Raw genomic sequence first — 17,134 nt, 5'->3', positions numbered from 1 at the left:
TGCGTCCTGTAGGCTCCGCGCCATGGCTGACCACCCCACCAAACGGCGTTTTCTGCAAACCGGCTTGCGCGTCGCCCGGCTGAAGGAGGCTGTGCGCAAAAAGGGTGGTCCACGCCGGACGCGCCCGCCCGCGCTGGGCCGCCCGCGCCTGCGCCTGCCCATCGCGGCGGTGCTGGTGGCCGGCTTCGGGTCGCTGATGCTGCTGGCGGTGGCCAGCGTGCTCGTCCTCGGACTCGTCAGCGCCAGCCGCAACACCTTCGCGCTGCTGAACGACCGCGCCGACCTCGCCTTGTCGGGGGTGGAGGTGCGCATCCGCAACCAGCTCAACCCCGCACGGGACATGGCCCGTTTCGTGACCGGACTGATGGAGCGGGGGGAGCTGGACCCCGCCGATTCCCGCTCGCTCCAGGACACGCTGCGCGGCGCGCTGGCCGGGGCGCCGGACGTGACGGGCATCGCCTTCTTCCATCCCGACCGCACCGGCCTGCGCGCCGACCGGCTGGGCAACCAGCTCCACATCGGGCGGGAGGATCTGCGCCACGAGCCGGAACTGGGGCCGGAGCTGCGCAACGGCTCCGACCGCACCACCGCCGTCTGGGCCGACCCGCTGTGGTCGAAGGAGGCGGGGACCAGCTTCGTCACCCTGTTCCAGCCGGTGCGGCGCAACGGCGCCTATCTGGGGCAGGTGGTCGTCGGCGTGTCGCTGGGCGACCTGTCGCGCTTTCTGTCCACGCTCTATGTGGAGCAGGGGCTGAACGCCTTCGTCCTGTTCGACCGGCAGCACGTTCTGGCCCACCCGTCGCTGGCCGGCATGAAGTTCGACTTCTCCACCAAGACCGACGGCCCGCCCCTGCCGCGCATCGATCAGGTGGCCGACCCGGCGCTGGCGGCGCTCTGGCAGACCGGCCAGCCGGTGGACGCCCTGAAGAAGCGGGTGGAGGGCCGGCTCGTCAACGTGCTGGACGAGGATTACCTGTTCCTGATGCGCAGCATGGCCGGTTACGGCCAGCAGGACTGGATCATCGGCATCAGCTTCCGCGCCAACGAGGCCAGCGCCGAGGTCCGCCGCCTCTACACCACCGGCCTCGCCGGTCTGGGCATCCTGCTGATCTCGGTGGCGGTGGCGCTGATCGTCGGGCGGCGCATCAGCACCCAGGTGGCCCATCTGGCCGAGGCCGCCGACCATGTCCGGACCTTCGACTTCCGCGCGATCGACGAGCTTCCCGATTCGCGCCTGCGCGAGCTGGCCCGCGCCAACAGCGCCTTCAACGCCATGGTCGCCGGCCTGCGCTGGTTCGAGACCTATGTGCCGAAGGCCCTGGTGCTGCGGCTGATGCACCGCCGCGGCGGCCTGACCAGCTTCCAGTCGGAGGAGCGGGAGGTGACGGTGATGTTCACCGACATCCGCGGCTTCTCGCGCATGGCCGAGCATATGGGCGCCGCCGACACCGCCGCCCTGCTGAACGAGCATTTCACCCTGCTCGCCAACTGCATCGAGGCGGAGGGCGGCACCGTGGACAAGTTCATCGGCGACGCCATCATGGCCTTCTGGGGCGCGCCGGAGGAGCAGCCGGACCACGCCGCCCGCGCGCTGCGCGCCGCCCATGCCATCACCCGCGCCGTGCGCGAAGGCAACCGCCGCCGCGCGGCGGAGGGGCTGCCGGCGATCCGCGTTCGCATCGGCCTGCATTCCGGGCCGGTGGTGGTCGGCAACATCGGGTCGGCCAGCCGAATCAACTACACCATCGTCGGCGACACCGTGAACGTTGCCGCCCGCATCGAGGAGCTGGCCTCCGCCCTCCAGGGGGACGAGGAGGTCATCGTCCTGTCGAGCGCCGCCACCGCCTTCCAGGGCGACGGTGCCGCCCCGCTGGACTGCGTCGGCGACCGCACGCTCCGTGGCCGCACCGGCACGACCGAGGTGTGGCGGGTGACTTTGGATGGCGACGGCGGCGGAGATGGCGCGGGGGCGATGCGGGAGGAGGAGAAGGCGTAGCCGACCGCGCGCCCTCCCCGGCCCTCCCCCGCTGGGCGGGAGAGGGTGCCTTACGCGAGGCGGCGGCAGTTCCCTCCACCTCGAAGAGGGGGGAGGGTTAGGGAGGGGGCGTTGATCTATCCTTCGAAACAACACCTCACGCGTCCGCCAGCAGATCCCCAAACCCCTCCACCCGCTTCAGCATCGACTGACGCAGCTTCAGCAGGGCGCGGTGTTCGAGCTGGCGCACGCGCTCCTTGCTCACCCCCAGTTCGCGGCCCAGCTCCTCCAGGGTGGCGCCCTCCTCGCGCAGGCGGCGCTCCTGGATGATGGTGCGTTCGCGCGGGCTGAGTTCGCCCAGCGCCTCAGCCAGCCATTGCGAGCGGGTGCGGCTGTCGCGCATGCCGATCACCACCTCCTCCGGCGAGGGACGCTGGTCGGCCAGGAAATCCTGCCAGTCCTCATCCGAGCCGTCGGCGACCGGGGAGTTCAGCGACTGGTCGGAGGCTGACAACCGCATCTCCATCGCCTCCACCTCGGTCACGTCGACCTGGAGTTCGCCGGCGATCCACTCCCGCCCTTCTTTGGTCAGGCCGTTGCCTCCGCCGCTGTTCCCCTGGGTGATGCTCTCGATGCGGGCGCGCAGGCGGCGCAGGTTGAAGAACAGCGACTTCTGCGCGGCGGTGGTGCCGGTGCGGACGATGGACCAGTTGCGCAGGATGTAGTCCTGCATGGCCGAGCGGATCCACCAGGCCGCGTAGGTGGAAAAGCGCACCTCACGGTCCGGCTCGAAGCGGCTGGCCGCCTGCATCAGCCCGACATTGCCCTCCTGAACGAGATCGCCCATGGGCAGGCCGTAGTTGCGGAACCGCGCGGCGGTCGCCACCACCAGCCGGGTGTAGGCGCGGACCAGTTCGTGAAGGGCCCGTTCGTCACCGCCCTCGCGCCATTTGCGGGCGAGATCGAATTCGTGATCGCGCGTCAGCAGAGGCTCACGCATGGAAGCCTTGATGAAACTCAGATTCGCGCGCTGAGTCTCGGGATCGTCGATGTAGGCCATACGTCCCTTCCTTCCCGTCTGGGCGGCCGCGTTTCAGGCTGCTCGTGCCCTGTGCTGCGGAGTCCGAAGGGACAGGCCCCCTCAGGTCCAATGGTCCGTCGGTTCACCATGGCCGGTTCGCCTCGGATTGCCGACGGTTGGGACAACAGCCGTTCCCCTCGCCCTGTTGCACGTCATACGCAGCACAAGACGTTTCGGATCATCCGCACCGGAAGGGATTCGGTGGCGGAGGCCGAGGGGATGGGTAAGACGGTTAGGAAAAAGGGAGATGGGTCAGACCTGGAACAGGTCCAGGATCTCACCCGAAGGCGACAGGCATCCACAAACGAGATGCCCACCCAACCCGCAATTGCCGTCCAGGGTCGCCACGCGGTCGGTCACCGCAACGCCCTTGCGGGCCGGGTCGTAGCCCCGCACGACGCGGGCGAAACCACCGTAAGGCTCTGACATCTGGGCAAAACCGGGCGCCCCCCACCAGAAGGCGTCGCCCTGATGGTTCAGCGGGCGGCGGATGTCCACGCCGGCGCTGACCAGCAGCACGCCGCCCTGCCCCTGTTCCGGTCCGGTGCAGTAGGCGGCGCGGCGCAGGGTGTTGAACACATTTTCGTGACCGGGCTGCGCGTGCATCGCCTGACGCAGCCCCTGGGTCCAGCGGCCGAGCGTCATGGTGCCGCCGCGGGCCGCCGCCATCCCCTGCTCCACCGTGCCGCCATAGGCGGCCAGCGTCGCCCCCGCGCCGTGGCGGGTCATCCAGTCGAGCACCTGCTGGGGATCGGGCGCGAACTGGAGCTGGAGCAGCTTGTGCCACATCTCCTCCTGCGCGCCGCGCAGATAGACGATGTCGTCGGCCTCCATGCCCCGCCAGCTCAGCAGCCAGGTGCGGAAGGCCAGCAGCGCGTCCACCGTCTCCAGCACCCGCTCGCCCCAGCCGACCATGTTGCCGAGATAGACGAGCCGGTCGCCGGGCAGGAAGCGCGCCGCGATCACCTCGTGCACAGCGTGGAGATGGTCCGTCTGCGCGTGGATCGAGCCGACGGCCCAGATGCGCCGCGGGTTTCGGAGATCGATGAATTTCTGCGCTTCAGACATGCCGGAGACGCTCACCCCATCCAGCGGTCACGGACCGGCCCAGAACAGGCCGGGGGCGGGAGTGTAGGCGCCGCGCAGGCCCGGCGAAAGACGAAAACTTAAGACAAAGGCGCGGCCAAAGCGCCGCGCCTTCATCGTCAACATCACACTCTCGAACCGGTTCCCGTCCCCCGAACCGGGAAACGGGTTCGGACCGGAATCAGGCGGCCTTCTTCAGGACCAGCTCCAGCCGCTCGGTGGCCTTGGTCTCGTCGATCTTCTCGACGGCGGCCAGTTCGCGGGCCAGACGCTCCAGGGCGGCCTGATAGATCTGGCGCTCGCTGTAGGACTGGTCGGACTGGTCGGCGCCGCGGTACAGGTCGCGCACGACCTCCGCGATGGCCACCGGGTCGCCCGAGTTGATCTTGGCCTCATACTCCTGGGCGCGGCGGCTCCACATCGTGCGGCGGACGCGCGAACGGCCCTGCAGCGTCTCCAGGGCGACCTTGATGCGGTCCTTCGTGCTGAGGCGACGCAGGCCGGCGGCCTTGGCCTTGCCGACCGGAACCTTGAGCGTCATGCGCTCTTTTTCGAACGTGATCGCGTAGAGCTGAACATCCATGCCAGCGATGCTGTGGGTCTCGATTCCCTCGACCCGACCGACGCCATGGGCCGGGTAGACGACGAAGTCACCGGCCTCGAAGTCAAGCTTGTTCGACATTTGGGTTGGCTCTCACTTCTCGCGATCGCGCCATTTTGCCGCCCCGGTGGAGGGGGCGAAAAAGGCCCGGTGACAACGACACACCGTGGGGATGGGGTCCTCCACGCCGCGCACTGTTGCACTGAGCCCTTGGTCGATGGGAAATCCGGCAATGACGCTGAGGCCGGCTCCGGGCGCGTATTATAGCGATGTTACGGCCGGGTTACAAAGGCTACGCGCGGGCAGCCGTCCGGATTCTGACGTTGCCCGCCGATGGCCGACCTGTCGTTTTTGCATGGCGGCAAAAGAATGCCATGCGCCGCAATAGTCCCGACTCCGCTTAGCCGCCGGCCTTCGGAGAGAAGAACTTGTCGAACTTGCCGTCCACGCCCTTCATGGCGTCGGCGTCGGGCAGCGCGTCCTTCTTGCGGGTCAGGTTGGGCCACTGCGCCGCGTAGTCGCGGTTCAGCTCCATCCACTTCTCCGCGCGGCCGTCGGTGTCCGGCACGATGGCCTCGGCCGGGCATTCCGGCTCGCACACGCCGCAGTCGATGCACTCATCCGGGTGGATGACCAGCATGTTCTCGCCCTCGTAGAAGCAGTCCACGGGGCAGACCTCGACGCAATCGGTGTACTTGCACTTGATGCAGTCTTCCGTCACGACGTAGGGCATGATTTGTTCTCCGCTGTTCTCGCCAGTTCCGGCGGTGTTCACGCGCCGGGGTTCGAGTCGCTTCGATGGACGCTTCGACTGACGTGCTCGCGCGTGGGCGCGGCCGGGGGCATGAATGGACCATGGCCCGACCGCGGCGCTTGCCTAGCACGCCGCCCGAGACGGGATCAACCCCGCCGGTTGTGTGGGCGCAAGCGACGCAGCCCCACCCTCCATATTCCCCTCCGCGACCGCCTCCAGGAAGGTGCGCAGGGCCACCGTCTCCATGGAATCCACCCGCCGGACGAAACGGGTGGGCATGCGGGCCAGTTCCGGCGGTAGCGGGCGGGCGGTGAACAGGCCGCGCCAGGGCTCCCGCTCCACCACCACGCGGGGCAGGACGGTGACCCCCATGCCGGCGCCGACGCAGCCCAGGATGGCCTCCAGCGCCCCGAACTCCATCACCCGGTAGGGAACCCGCCCGGCCTCGCGCATCGCCGTCTCGGCCCGCGCGCGGTAGGCGCAGCCGCGCCGGAAGGCCAGCAGGGTGTTCCGCCCGGACTCGCTGGTGATGCCGCTGGCCGGTTCGACCAGCACCAGTTCCTCTTCGAAGACGGGCTGGCTGACCAGTTCGGGATGCTCCACCGCCCCGGAGACGAAGGCGCCGTCGATGCGCCCGGCCAGCACCTCCCCCAGCATGGTTTCTGTGGGGCCGGGGACGATGGTCAGATCGACGTTCGGATTCTCCGCGTGGAAGCGGGCGAGGATCGGCGGCAGCCGCACGGCGGCGGTGGTCTCCATGGTGCCCACGGACAGCCGTCCGCCCCGCCCCGCCGCGTCGGCCACCGCGTCGCGCGCCTGGGCGACGAGGCGGAGCACGCGGTCGGCGTAGTCGGCCAGCACCCGCCCGGCCGGCGTCGGCGCCATGCCGCGGCTGAGCCGCAGGAACAGCGGCACGCCGAGATCCTCCTCCAGCCGCTTCAGCCGCGCCGTCACGTTGGACTGGACGCAGTTCAGCGTCTCCGCCGCCCGGCTGACGCTGCCGGTGTCCGCCACCGCCTTGACCACCCGCAGGCCCGCGAGGTCCATCGCCTCCTCCCCGATCCGCACGCTTCCCATCACTCACAGTGAAGCATAGCATCGAAACAAATCATTAGAAATGAGGGTTCCGTCACGCCAGGATGGACCCACACGAAAAAAGAACCTGCGGGAGGAAGCCATGGTCCGGGTGCTGATCGGCGGCGTGCTGGTGCTGGTCATCTCCATGGGGGTGGGGCGCTTCGCCTTCACGCCGATCCTGCCGGCGATGCAGGCGGCCACCGGGCTGGGCACCGACGCCGCGGGGCTGCTCGCCTCGCTGAACTATCTCGGCTACTTCCTGGGGGCGCTGGGCGTCGGGCTGGTGCCGCAGGGCGCGGCGCGCACCGCCGTCTTCCGCACCGCGCTGATCGCCAGCGTCACCTCCACCGCCGGCATGGGCTTCACCGAGGGCATGGTGGCCTGGGCCATGCTGCGCTTCGTCTCCGGGCTGGCCAGCGCCGGCCTGTTCATCCTGGGCATCGCCATGACGCTGGACGCGCTGGCCCGCGCCGGGCGGGAGTCCTGGACCGGCTGGCTCTACACCGGCGTCGGCCTCGGCATCGCGTCGAGCGGCCTGTTCGTCGCCGTGATGGGCGACCGGCTGGGCTGGCGCGGCGACTGGCTGTGGCTGGGCTTGGCCTGCCTGGGCTTCGGCACCCTGTCCTGGCTGTGGGTGAGCGACCCGCCGCGCGAGCCCGGCCACACCGTCGCCGCCCGGCCCACATCCGCGCCCGCCTTCCGCCCTTCCGTTCCCATGGTCCTGCTGACGCTGGCCTATTTCCTGGAGGGGGCCGGCTACATCGTCACCGGCACCTTCCTGGTCGCCATCCTGAAGACCATGCCGGAGACGGCGCAGCTCGGCGGCGCGGCTTGGATGGTCACCGGTCTGGCGGCCATGCCGTCCGGCATCCTCTGGGCGGCGGCGGGGCGGCGGCTCGGCCTCTGGCGGGCGCTGATCCTCGCCCATGTCGTGCAGGCGGTGGGCATCCTGCTGCCGATCACCGGCTCCCCGGCGGCGGCCCTGCTGTCAGCCGTGCTGTTCGGCGGGACCTTCGTCGGCATCGTCACCCTGTCCTTCACGCTGGGGCGCCACCTGTCGGGCGGAGCGTCGGCCCGCGTCATCGGCGCGCTGACCGCCGTCTACGGGCTGGGACAGATCATCGGGCCGGTGCCGGCCGGGCTGGTGGTGGCGCGTACCGGCAGCTTCGATTCCGCCCTGCTGGGCGCCGCCGCCGCGGTGCTGGCCGGCGCGCTCCTCCTCGCCGCCGGGGCCTGGATGGCCGGGCGCCGCGACCCCGCCGCGGTTGCCCTGGGCGCCGGGCGCGGGTAGCCTGCCCGGCATGTTCGATCCGCTGCACCCCGAGGACTTTCGCCGCCACGCCCCCGCGACGGAGCGCAACCGCGCCCCCATCCTGGAGGTGCTGCGCCGCGTCCTGCCGCCGCAAGGTCTGGTGCTGGAGGTGGCGAGCGGCACCGGCCAGCACGCCGTCGCCTTCGCCGAAGCGCTGCCCGCCGTGACGTGGCAGCCGAGCGACCCCGACCCGGGCCTGCGCGACAGCGTCCGTTCCTGGGCCGCCGCCGCGGCGCTGCCCAACCTGCGCGACCCGCTGGACCTCGACGCCGCCGCGCCCGACTGGCCGGTCCGCAGCGCCGACGCGGTGGTCTGCATCAACATGATCCACATCGCCCCGTGGGAGGCGGCGCTCGGCCTGTTCGCCGGGGCGGAGCGGCTGTTGCCCGCCGGCGCGCCGCTGCTGCTCTACGGCCCCTTCACGCGCGGCGGGCGGCACAGCGCGCCCAGCAACGCCGCCTTCGACGCCGACCTGAAGGCCCGCAACCCCGCCTGGGGCGTGCGCGACCTCGGCGCGGTGGAGCGTGCCGCCACCGGCTTCACCCTCGCCGAGCTGGTGGAGATGCCCGCCAACAACCTGACCGTCGTCCTCCGGCGCAACTGACCCCCGCCCGCCCCCATCCGGACCACCCCATCCGAGGTGCGGTCTTCTGCCGCAGTTTTGCACCCGCGAGATTTGCTATTGTTTCCCTGTAGCGCTTAAGTTTGTAAACAAATTACAAATTGGGGGAAATGATGAAGCGGAAGCTGGTTCCGGACGTGGTGAAGTCGCAGGAACTCATCCTGGTGACGGAGGACACCTCCGTCCTGACCGTGTCGAAGCTGATGGCGGAGAAGAACATCGGCGCCGTTCTGGTGGTGAACCACGGCGACCTCGTCGGCATCGTCACCGAGCGCGACCTGAACAACAAGGTGCTCTCCACCCAGATCGACGCCTTCGAGACCGAGGTGTCGGCGATCATGACCCGCAACCCGGACACCCTGCCGCCGGACGCGGACGCCATCGAGGCGTTAACCCTGATGCAGTCCAAGCACTACCGCCACCTGCCAATCACCCAGGGCAAGCGCGCGGTCGGCATCGTCTCGATCCGCGACCTGTTCAAGCTCGCCTACGAGCATCTGGTGGAGGAGGTGGAGTTCCGCGACAGTCTGATGCGGACCTGATCCCCGGAAAGCGAACGGGCCGCCCCCGCGAAGGGGCGGCCCGTCGGAGGACCCGTTCAGGAAGGCCGGAGCGTCAGTGCGCTTCGGCCTTCTTCCGTTTGCGGCGGGCGGCGGCCATCAGGTTCAGAGCCTCGACCAGCGTCGAGAAGGCGATGGCGAAGTACAGGTAGCCCTTCGGGATGTGGAAGCCGAAGCCGTCGGCGATCAGCGCCACGCCGACCAGCAGCAGGAAGGACAGGGCCAGCATCTTCACGGTGACGTGGCGGTTCACGAAATCGCCCACCGGGCGGGCGGCGAACAGCATCACCGCCATGGCAATGACGACGGCGGTGATCATCACCGGCAGGTCGTTGGACATGCCGACCGCGGTGATCACGCTGTCCAGCGAGAAGACGATGTCCAGCACGATGATCTGCCCGACCACCGCGCCGAAGCTGGCGAGCTTGGGGGCGGCGCTGTCCTCCTCGTGGCCTTCCACGGTGTTGTGGATCTCGATGGTGCCCTTGGCCAGCAGGAACAGGCCGCCGCCAAGCAGGATCAGGTCGCGACCCGAGAAGCCCATGCCGAGCACGGTGACCAGCGGTTCCGTCAGGGTCGCCACCCAGGAGATGGAGGCGAGCAGCGCAAGCCGCATCAGGAGCGCCAGCGCCAGACCGAGCTGCCGGGCCTTCTGCTGCTGGTGGACCGGCAGCTTGGCCGCCATGATCGAAATGAAGATGATGTTGTCGATGCCGAGCACGATCTCCAACGCGGTGAGCGTCAGGAGGCTGGCCCAGACCTGCGGGTCGGAGAACAGTTCGAGCATGAGGGCGGCGGGCTCCGAAAAAGTCGGCCGTTGCGGGATTATTTTGCGCAGATGAGGTTGCGGCCCCGGAATGGCAATGCCCCCGCCCGCGCTTCACCGCCGCTTTCCCCGGCTGTTCCGGCTTACTCCTCTCCGTACAACTGGTCGAGCGCCCGGCGGTCGCGCTTGGTCGGGCGCCCGGCGCCGGGCTCCCGCGGGGCCGGCGGCGCGCGGTAGGGGTCCTGGATCGCCTCCTCGCGCACCGGCGGGGCGAGGTCCTCGTAGAGGGCCTGCGCCTCCGGCGCCGGGCCGCGCCGGCTGCCGAGCGCGACCACCTTGATGACGCGGATGTGCCGCCCCTGCGCGAAGGTCAGCACGTCGCCGGGCTTCACCGCGTAATGCGCCTTGCCGACCACCGTGCCGGACACCCGCACGCCGCCGCCGTTGCACAGCTTCGCCGCGAGGCTGCGCGTCTTGAAGAAGCGCGCGAACCACAGCCACTTGTCGATCCGCAAGCGGCCCGCCGGGGTGGGGTCGGAGCCGGAGTCGGGGAGATCGTCATCGTCGTCGAGGTCGGTCATGCGGTGCCCCCACCCTTCCCACGGCTGACGCCGCGGGCCCCTTCCCTCCCCCGCTGGGCGGGGGAGGGAGTTTTCCACCACGCAAACGTCATCCCCTCCCCCGCCCAGCTCTCGCGCAAACCAAAGGTTTGCGCTGACGCGGCAGGCGGACCGAAGGTCCGCCAAGAGCGGGGGAGGGTCAGGGTGGGGGCAAGTGTGTATCTCTTCATCCAATTCCCGAAAGCTGGCGCAGCTTGGCGAAGGGGTGGTCGGCGTTGACGGGGGTCTCGCGGCGGGGCTTGTGGCGCGGGTTGCGGCGGCGGCGCCAGGAGACCGCCCCATCCTCCGCCACGGAGCGGGTATAGCCAAGCCCCTTCATCACGGCGCCCAACTCGTCCGGCTTGGCGCCGATCATCTGGGCCAGCGCCGGCTCGGCCACCGCCCGGCCCTCCTTGGCGGCGGTCAGCAGCTCGGTCTCAAGCCGGTCGAGCATGTCCACGCGCAGCGCCCGCGGCCCGGCCGCCGGGTAGCCGATGGCCTCCCAGAAGGCCGGCGGCGCGCCGGTGGCTTCCACCGAAACGCGGCCCGGCGGCGGAATCGGTACGGGCAGGGGTAGCCGGTGCTTCACCGCCCACAGCAGCCCGCGCAGTTCCACCGCACCCGGCTTGGCGAGCGCCGTCAGGTAGAGGTGCGACACGCCGAGCCGCACCCCATGGCGGGACAGCGCCTTGCGGTCGGCCTTCTCCAGCCCCTCGACCATCGGGGCGACCGGCGCGCGGGGCAGCGCCCCCATGTTCTCGACGAGTTGGAAGGCCAACCCCCGCGCCGCGCCTGTCAAATCGTCCGCATCGCGCAACGCCAGCAGGGGGCGCAGCCGGGCGGCGACGCGGTCCTTCAACCAGCGCTCCAGCCGGGCGCGAACGCGGTCGAGCTGCCCCTGGTCGAGCAGCCCCTCGTCGAAGGGCAGGACCGCCGGGGTCAGCACCGACGGGCCGGGGCCGAGCCGGGCCACCGGCAGCCCGTCCGCCGTCAGCACCCCGTCCGGCCCGAGGGCGAAGACGTCGTCCGGCTCCTGCTCGAAGGCGCGCAGGCGGGACGCCACCTCCTCGCGCAGCGCGCGGCGGGCGGCGGTCAGCAGGGACTTGGCCTCCTCCGAGCGCTCCGGGGCGTCGGGGACGAAGCGGAAGCCCTCCAGCCGGCCCACCGGGTGACCCTCCACCACCACCTCGCCGTCGGCGCGCACGCCGCCGATCAGCTCCCGCCCGTCCTTCAGCGTGCGGGCCAGCGTGGCCGAGCGGCGGTCGATGAAACGCTGCGTCAGCCGCTCGTGCAGGGCGTCGGACAGCTTGTCCTCGATGGCGCGGGTGCGCGCCTGCCAGTGCACGGGGTCGGTCAGCCAGGACGGCCGGTTGGAGATGTAGGTCCAGGTGCGGATGTGGGCGATGCGGGCGACCAGCGCGTCGATGTCGCCCTCGGTGCGGTCCAGCCGGGCGATCTGCTTGGCCGCCCAGTCCTCGTCCAGCCGCCCGATGCCGGTGCGCAGCTGCCGGAAGATCTGCCCGAGCAGCCGGGTGTGGGCGTCCGACAGCACCTTGCGGAAGTCGGGGACCTGGCAGACCTCCCAGAGCAGGCGCACGTTGTCGCGGCCCTTGGCGAGGTCCATCACCTCATGGTCGCGGACCAGCGCCTGGAGCGCCAGATGGTCGTCGGCGTCGCGGGCGCGCAGCAGCTCGGGGATCGGCGGGCGCTCCTCCAGCGACTTCAGCAGGAAGCCCGGCGTGTCGAAGCGCAGCTTGCTGTTGCGCCACATCAGCGTCTTGATCGTCTCGAACTGGTGGTTCTCGACGCGGTCGACCACGTCGGCTTCCAGCTCCCCCACCTCGTCGGTGGTGCCGAAGGTGCCGTCGCGCATGTGCCGCCCGGCGCGCCCGGCGATCTGCGCCACCTCCGGCGCGCGCAGGCGGCGCGGGGCGAAGCCGTCGAACTTCACGATGCGGGCGAAGGCGACATGGTCGACGTCCATGTTCAGCCCCATGCCGATGGCGTCGGTCGCCACCAGATAGTCCACCTCCCCCGCCTGATAGAGCCCGACCTGGGCGTTGCGAGTGCGCGGGCTGAGCGCCCCCAGCACCACCGCGGTGCCGCCGCGCTGGCGCCGGATCATCTCGGCCAGCGCGTAGACGTCGGTCGCCGAGAAGGCGACGACGCAGGAGCGCGGCGGCAGGCGCGTCAGCTTGCGGTAGCCAGCGTAGGTCAGCTGCGAGAAGCGCGGCCGGCTGATGAACTCGGCGCGCGGCACCAGCCGGCGGATCAGCGGCTGCACCGTGTCGGAGCCGAGGAACATCGTCTCCACCAGCCCGCGCGCGTTGAGCAGCCGGTCGGTGAAGATGTGCCCGCGCTCCGGATCGGCGCAGAGCTGCACCTCGTCCACCGCCAGGAAGTCCACCGCCCGGTCGAGCGGCATGGATTCCACCGTGCACACCCAATAGGACGGGCTGGGCGGCAGGATCTTCTCCTCCCCCGTCACCAGGGCCACGGCGTTCCTGCCCTTGATCGACACGATGCGGTCGTAGTTCTCGCGGGCCAGCAGGCGCAGCGGAAAGCCGATCATCCCCGTCCGGTGGCCGAGCATGCGCTCGATGGCGAGATGGGTTTTCCCGGTGTTGGTCGGCCCCAGCACGGCGACCACCCGGCCACCCGCACCCAGACCGCCCCCGGACGAAGAAAGGACAGAGGTCATAAGCGTAAGTTTTGGGCCTGGGGACCGGCAATGCAAGCGTCAGGGCGGCCGTGCGATGCGGCAACGCCCATCCGGAGCCGAACTCTTCCGGGAATGGTATAAAACCTCGGACCGATGGACGGGCGCCGGTTATCCCGTCTACCCTGGCGCACTCCACCCTAAGGGATTCCTCATGCGCCGTCTTCCCGCCCGTCCGCTCGCCGCCGCGCTGATGCTCGCAACCCTGGCGCTGCCGCCCGCCACCGCCCGCGCGGAGGCCCCCCCGGTGACCGAGGACGGGGCCAGGGCGCTGGCCGCCGCGCTGAAGGACGGGCTGGCCCGCTGGTTCCCCAAGAGCGAGGGCGACGCGACCGAGCTGCGCTGGACCGGCGAGCCGGTGGCGACTCCGGCGGGCGACCATTACGAGGTGGCGCTGCCCGCCCTGACCGCGGTGGCGGACGACGGCACCACCGCCGACATCGGCACCATCCGCCTGACGGTGAAGCCGCAGGAGGGCAACACCCACGCCGTCACCGCCACCCTGCCCGACCGCGTCGCCATCCTGGACAACGGCAAGCCGTCGGCCACCGTCAAGCTGGGCCGCCAGCGCATCAGCGCCCTGTGGTCCGGCGCCTACGAGACGGCGCTGTCCATGGACGCGGAGCTTGGCGACCTGTCGGTCACCAGCGACCGCAAGGGCAAGAAGGGCAAGAAGGACGAGAGCGCCCTGACCGTCGGCGCCATCACCGTCGCCGGGGAGCTGAAGCCAGACGGCACCGCCGCCGCCGGCAGCCCGCTGTGGAGCGGCCCCGGCGCCCTGTCCGTCAGCAACCTGCGCTTCCTCGACGAGACGAAGAAGGAGGTGCTGAACCTCGGCGGCCTGACGATGGAGGGCACCTACACCCGCGTCGACCTCGCCCGCGCCGACGCCATGCAGCGGCTGACCCAGACCCACGCCCTGGCCGGCACCCAGCCCCCGGCGGCGGAGCTGATCCCGCTGATGCAGAACCTGATGGGCGGGGCCAGCGGGCGCGTCCGCCTGTCCGGCCTGACGGCCCTGAACCCGGAGGACGGCACCCGCCTCGCCCTCGGCCAGCTCGTCCTGCGCGGCAGCGCCGAGGACCTGGACAAGCCGATGGCCTCGACCACCTTCGGGATCGAGTCCAGCGGCCTGACGCTGGAGCCGGAAGTGGCCCCGAAGGCCTTCATGCCGGAAAAGCTGGACATCCAGATCAGCACCGCGAAGCTGCCGACCGCCTCGCTGTGGCGGGCCTTCGCCGACCTCGCCACGCTGGCCGAATCCCAGGCCGCCACGGGTGAGGAGGATGAGGAAGAGGGTGAGGGCGAGGAGGAGGCCGCCCTGCCGGACGATGGCGCCGATGTTGGGACCGACGAGGCGGCGGTGGCCGCCATCGGCAACCGGCTGATGGGCGCCATGGCGGAGGTCGGGACGGAGCTGCGCATCGACCGCTTCGTCGTCAACACCCCGGCGGCCTCCGGCACCATGACCGGCGCCATGCGCATGGCCGCCAACTCCGCCTTCGGCGCGGTGGGCAGCAGCACCGTGCTGCTGCGCGGCCTGGACGCCGCCACCAAGGCGATGCAGCCCAAGCCGGGCAAGAAGGCCGACGAGAGCACCCAGAACGCGCTGGGCGTGATCGCCATGCTCCAGGCCTTCGGGCAGGCGTCCAAGGACGATGCCGGCAACGACGTGCGCAGCTACAAGATCGACGTCACCGAGACCGGCCAGTTCCTGCTGAACGGGGCGGACATGAGCGCGATGATGGGCATGGGCCAGCCGGCGCCGGAGCCGGAGCCGATCCAGGGCAAGAAGCGCTGAGGCTTGGGGGCGGGTTGCCCCCACCCTTCCCACGGCTTCGCCGCGGGCCCCTTCCCTCCCCTGCTTCGCAGGAGAGGGAATCTTAGTCCCCTCCCCTGCTTTAGCGGGGGAGGGTTAGGGAGGGGGCAAACGCCTCCACCCCAGAACACACCCACTCCGGTTGCGAAACTCCCGCACAACGCCAGCCGATCGCTCTTGCATGGGGCGGCGCGCTCGCACATATCTGCGCCGTCCTCCGGACCCATCGGCAAGCCCACCACCAACAAAAACGATCAAGGATGACACCATGACCGAGGAACGGCTCAGCTTCCAGGCCGAGGTCAGCCGCCTGCTCGACATCGTCGCGCACTCGCTCTACAGTGAGAAGGAAGTCTTCCTGCGCGAGCTGGTCTCCAACGCCTCCGACGCCTGCGACCGGCTGCGCTACGCCGCGCTGACGCAGCCCGAACTGTCCGCCGACGACCCGAACCTGAAGGTCCGGCTGCTCGTGGACAAGGAGGCGCGGACCCTCACCGTGGCCGACAACGGCATCGGCATGAACCGCGAGGATCTGGTCGAGAACCTCGGCACCATCGCACGCTCCGGCACCGCCGCCTTCATGCGCAACCTCAAGGACAGCGCGAAAGAGGGCGACGCCAAGAAGGACGTCAACCTGATCGGCCAGTTCGGCGTCGGCTTCTACTCCGCCTTCATGGTCGCGGACCGGGTGGAGGTGCTGACCCGCAAGGCCGGGGAGACGCAGGGCTGGCGCTGGCTGTCGGACGGCAAGGGCGAGTTCACCATCTCCGACGTCGCCGACCTGCCGCGCGGCACGCAGATCAAGCTGCACCTGCGCGAGGGCGACGACGAGTATCTGGAGGAGCACCGCCTCTCCGGCATCGTCCGCAAATACTCCGACCACATCGCCATCCCGATCCTCTTCGGCGAGGGGGATGAGGCCAAGTCGCTGAACAGCGCGTCGGCCCTGTGGATGCGCTCCAAGAACGAGATCACGGCGGAGCAGTACACGGAGTTCTACCACCATGTCGGGCACGCCTTCGACGATCCGTGGCTGACCCTGCACTGGAGGGCCGAGGGCGCCATCGAATACACGAACCTGCTGTTCGTGCCGTCCTCCAAGCCGTTCGACCTGTTCGACCCCAAGCGCGCCCACCGGGTGAAGCTGTACGTCAAGCGCGTCTTCATCACCGATTCGGCGGAAGGCCTGCTGCCGCCCTACCTGCGCTTCCTGCGCGGCGTGGTGGACAGCGAGGATCTGCCGCTGAACATCAGCCGCGAGATGCTCCAGCACAACCCGATGCTGGCCAAGATCCGCGCCGGCATCACCCGCCGCGTCCTGTCGGAACTGGGCAAGAAGGCCCGCGACACCGAGAAGGCGGAGGAATACGCGGCCTTCTGGGAGAATTTCGGCGCCGTCCTCAAGGAAGGCCTCTACGACGACTACGAGCACCGGGACGATCTGCTGAAGCTGATGCGCTTCCGCAGCACCGCCGGTGACGGTCTGGTCTCGCTGGAGGAGTATCTGGGCCGCATGAAGGAGGGCCAGGAGGCCATCTTCACGATCAGCGGCGACGACATCGAGACTCTGAAGCGCAGCCCGCAGCTCGAAGGCTTCAAGGCCAAGGGCGTCGAGGTGCTGTTGCTGACCGACCCGGTGGACGAGTTCTGGGTGCCGTCGGTCGGCAGCTTCCAGGACAAGCCCTTCAAGTCGGTGACCCGCGGCGGCGCCGACCTCGGCAAGATCCAGGGCGGCGAGGAGAAGCCGGCCGAGGAGAAGGCGTCCGAGGGCGAGCTGACCGACCTGCTGGTCCTGCTGAAGCTGACGCTCCAGGACGTGGTGAAGGACGTCCGCCCGTCGGAGCGCCTGACCGACAGCGCCGTCTGCCTCGTCGCCGACGAGAACGACATGGACATGCATCTGGAGCGCCTGCTGAAGCAGCACAAGCAGCTCGGCATGGACGCCCCGGCGGCCAAGCGCATCCTGGAGGTCAACCCCGCCCACCCGCTGATCAAGCGCCTCGCCGAGCGCGCCAAGGCGAGCGGTGCGGCGACCTCGCTGGACGACGCGGCGTGGCTGCTGCTCGACCAAGCGCGCATCGTGGAGGGCGAGGCCCTGCCCGACCCCGCCGCCTTCGCCCGCCGCCTGGCGAGCGCGATGGAGAAGGGGCTGGCGTAAACCGC

14 protein-coding genes are annotated in these 17,134 nt (G+C 70.0%); 6 read left to right on the top strand and 8 right to left on the bottom strand.

Annotated features, from left to right (window positions below):
* The first annotated feature begins 22 nt into the window (after nucleotides 1–22).
* Nucleotides 23–1,996 (top strand): adenylate/guanylate cyclase domain-containing protein, encoded by a 1,974-nt coding sequence (locus tag ACWPN7_RS19155; protein WP_459196095.1) that lies wholly within the window; start codon nucleotides 23–25, stop codon nucleotides 1,994–1,996.
* A gap of 136 nt (nucleotides 1,997–2,132) precedes the next feature.
* On the opposite strand, the gene ACWPN7_RS19150 is transcribed toward ACWPN7_RS19155, so the two are convergent.
* The 5 genes from ACWPN7_RS19150 to ACWPN7_RS19130 all read right to left on the bottom strand — a co-directional run bounded on the left by ACWPN7_RS19150 (nucleotide 2,133) and on the right by ACWPN7_RS19130 (nucleotide 6,544).
* On the bottom strand, nucleotides 2,133–3,035 hold the full coding sequence (locus tag ACWPN7_RS19150) for an RNA polymerase factor sigma-32 (RefSeq protein WP_038525638.1): 903 nt from the start codon (nucleotides 3,033–3,035) through the stop codon (nucleotides 2,133–2,135).
* Between the two features lie 273 nt (nucleotides 3,036–3,308).
* Nucleotides 3,309–4,124 carry a hypothetical protein gene (locus ACWPN7_RS19145; protein ID WP_038525635.1) on the bottom strand — a complete coding sequence of 272 codons (816 nt, stop codon included), beginning with the start codon at nucleotides 4,122–4,124 and terminating at the stop codon, nucleotides 3,309–3,311.
* 199 nt (nucleotides 4,125–4,323) lie between these two features.
* Nucleotides 4,324–4,824 carry a CarD family transcriptional regulator gene (locus ACWPN7_RS19140; protein ID WP_014238739.1) on the bottom strand — a complete coding sequence of 167 codons (501 nt, stop codon included), beginning with the start codon at nucleotides 4,822–4,824 and terminating at the stop codon, nucleotides 4,324–4,326.
* Between the two features lie 319 nt (nucleotides 4,825–5,143).
* Entirely contained in the window at nucleotides 5,144–5,476 is a 333-nt protein-coding gene (gene fdxA / locus ACWPN7_RS19135; protein ID WP_014238741.1) for a ferredoxin FdxA, read from the bottom strand.
* Nucleotides 5,477–5,620: 144 nt separating this feature from the next.
* Nucleotides 5,621–6,544, bottom strand: a complete 924-nt coding sequence (locus ACWPN7_RS19130; RefSeq protein WP_459196096.1) for a LysR family transcriptional regulator — start codon at nucleotides 6,542–6,544, stop codon at nucleotides 5,621–5,623.
* 130 nt (nucleotides 6,545–6,674) lie between these two features.
* On the opposite strand from ACWPN7_RS19130, the gene ACWPN7_RS19125 reads away from it, so the two are divergent.
* From ACWPN7_RS19125 to ACWPN7_RS19115, 3 genes are all read left to right on the top strand, one after another.
* Nucleotides 6,675–7,865, top strand: coding sequence for a YbfB/YjiJ family MFS transporter (locus ACWPN7_RS19125; protein ID WP_459196097.1), 1,191 nt, complete (start codon nucleotides 6,675–6,677; stop codon nucleotides 7,863–7,865).
* Between the two features lie 10 nt (nucleotides 7,866–7,875).
* Nucleotides 7,876–8,490, top strand: coding sequence for a DUF938 domain-containing protein (locus tag ACWPN7_RS19120; RefSeq protein WP_149650067.1), 615 nt, complete (start codon nucleotides 7,876–7,878; stop codon nucleotides 8,488–8,490).
* Between the two features lie 131 nt (nucleotides 8,491–8,621).
* A complete protein-coding gene (locus ACWPN7_RS19115; RefSeq protein ID WP_014238744.1) occupies nucleotides 8,622–9,050 on the top strand; it encodes a CBS domain-containing protein in 429 nt (142 codons plus the stop codon).
* A gap of 73 nt (nucleotides 9,051–9,123) precedes the next feature.
* Here ACWPN7_RS19115 and ACWPN7_RS19110 read toward each other — a convergent pair whose 3' ends face one another.
* From ACWPN7_RS19110 to ACWPN7_RS19100, 3 genes are all read right to left on the bottom strand, one after another.
* A complete protein-coding gene (locus ACWPN7_RS19110) occupies nucleotides 9,124–9,855 on the bottom strand; it encodes a TerC family protein (RefSeq protein WP_459196098.1) in 732 nt (243 codons plus the stop codon).
* A gap of 122 nt (nucleotides 9,856–9,977) precedes the next feature.
* Entirely contained in the window at nucleotides 9,978–10,415 is a 438-nt protein-coding gene (locus ACWPN7_RS19105; RefSeq protein ID WP_014238746.1) for an RNA-binding S4 domain-containing protein, read from the bottom strand.
* 205 nt (nucleotides 10,416–10,620) lie between these two features.
* A complete protein-coding gene (locus ACWPN7_RS19100; RefSeq protein WP_459196099.1) occupies nucleotides 10,621–13,134 on the bottom strand; it encodes a helicase-related protein in 2,514 nt (837 codons plus the stop codon).
* A gap of 172 nt (nucleotides 13,135–13,306) precedes the next feature.
* Between ACWPN7_RS19100 and ACWPN7_RS19095 the strand changes: the two genes are divergently transcribed.
* Together ACWPN7_RS19095 and htpG are read left to right on the top strand one after the other, a co-directional pair.
* Nucleotides 13,307–14,953: a hypothetical protein gene (locus ACWPN7_RS19095; protein WP_492273414.1), complete on the top strand. Its 1,647-nt coding sequence runs from the start codon at nucleotides 13,307–13,309 to the stop codon at nucleotides 14,951–14,953.
* A 286-nt stretch (nucleotides 14,954–15,239) separates the two neighbouring features.
* On the top strand, nucleotides 15,240–17,129 hold the full coding sequence (gene htpG / locus ACWPN7_RS19090) for a molecular chaperone HtpG (RefSeq protein ID WP_137115281.1): 1,890 nt from the start codon (nucleotides 15,240–15,242) through the stop codon (nucleotides 17,127–17,129).
* Nucleotides 17,130–17,134 lie beyond the last annotated feature (5 nt).

Source organism: Azospirillum sp. UENF 312511 (genome assembly GCF_058780635.1).
This window is presented reverse-complemented; position numbering and strand designations above follow the sequence as displayed.

What these genes read in the sequence shown, in the direction of transcription:
- ACWPN7_RS19155 (WP_459196095.1), top strand. Translation starts at nt 23, where the DNA reads ATGGCTGACCACCCCACCAAACGGCGTTTTCTGCAAACCGGCTTGCGC.
- ACWPN7_RS19150 (WP_038525638.1), bottom strand. Translation starts at nt 3,035, where the DNA reads ATGGCCTACATCGACGATCCCGAGACTCAGCGCGCGAATCTGAGTTTC.
- ACWPN7_RS19145 (WP_038525635.1), bottom strand. Translation starts at nt 4,124, where the DNA reads ATGTCTGAAGCGCAGAAATTCATCGATCTCCGAAACCCGCGGCGCATC.
- ACWPN7_RS19140 (WP_014238739.1), bottom strand. Translation starts at nt 4,824, where the DNA reads ATGTCGAACAAGCTTGACTTCGAGGCCGGTGACTTCGTCGTCTACCCG.
- fdxA (WP_014238741.1), bottom strand. Translation starts at nt 5,476, where the DNA reads ATGCCCTACGTCGTGACGGAAGACTGCATCAAGTGCAAGTACACCGAT.
- ACWPN7_RS19130 (WP_459196096.1), bottom strand. Translation starts at nt 6,544, where the DNA reads ATGGACCTCGCGGGCCTGCGGGTGGTCAAGGCGGTGGCGGACACCGGC.
- ACWPN7_RS19125 (WP_459196097.1), top strand. Translation starts at nt 6,675, where the DNA reads ATGGTCCGGGTGCTGATCGGCGGCGTGCTGGTGCTGGTCATCTCCATG.
- ACWPN7_RS19120 (WP_149650067.1), top strand. Translation starts at nt 7,876, where the DNA reads ATGTTCGATCCGCTGCACCCCGAGGACTTTCGCCGCCACGCCCCCGCG.
- ACWPN7_RS19115 (WP_014238744.1), top strand. Translation starts at nt 8,622, where the DNA reads ATGAAGCGGAAGCTGGTTCCGGACGTGGTGAAGTCGCAGGAACTCATC.
- ACWPN7_RS19110 (WP_459196098.1), bottom strand. Translation starts at nt 9,855, where the DNA reads ATGCTCGAACTGTTCTCCGACCCGCAGGTCTGGGCCAGCCTCCTGACG.
- ACWPN7_RS19105 (WP_014238746.1), bottom strand. Translation starts at nt 10,415, where the DNA reads ATGACCGACCTCGACGACGATGACGATCTCCCCGACTCCGGCTCCGAC.
- ACWPN7_RS19100 (WP_459196099.1), bottom strand. Translation starts at nt 13,134, where the DNA reads ATGACCTCTGTCCTTTCTTCGTCCGGGGGCGGTCTGGGTGCGGGTGGC.
- ACWPN7_RS19095 (WP_492273414.1), top strand. Translation starts at nt 13,307, where the DNA reads ATGCGCCGTCTTCCCGCCCGTCCGCTCGCCGCCGCGCTGATGCTCGCA.
- htpG (WP_137115281.1), top strand. Translation starts at nt 15,240, where the DNA reads ATGACCGAGGAACGGCTCAGCTTCCAGGCCGAGGTCAGCCGCCTGCTC.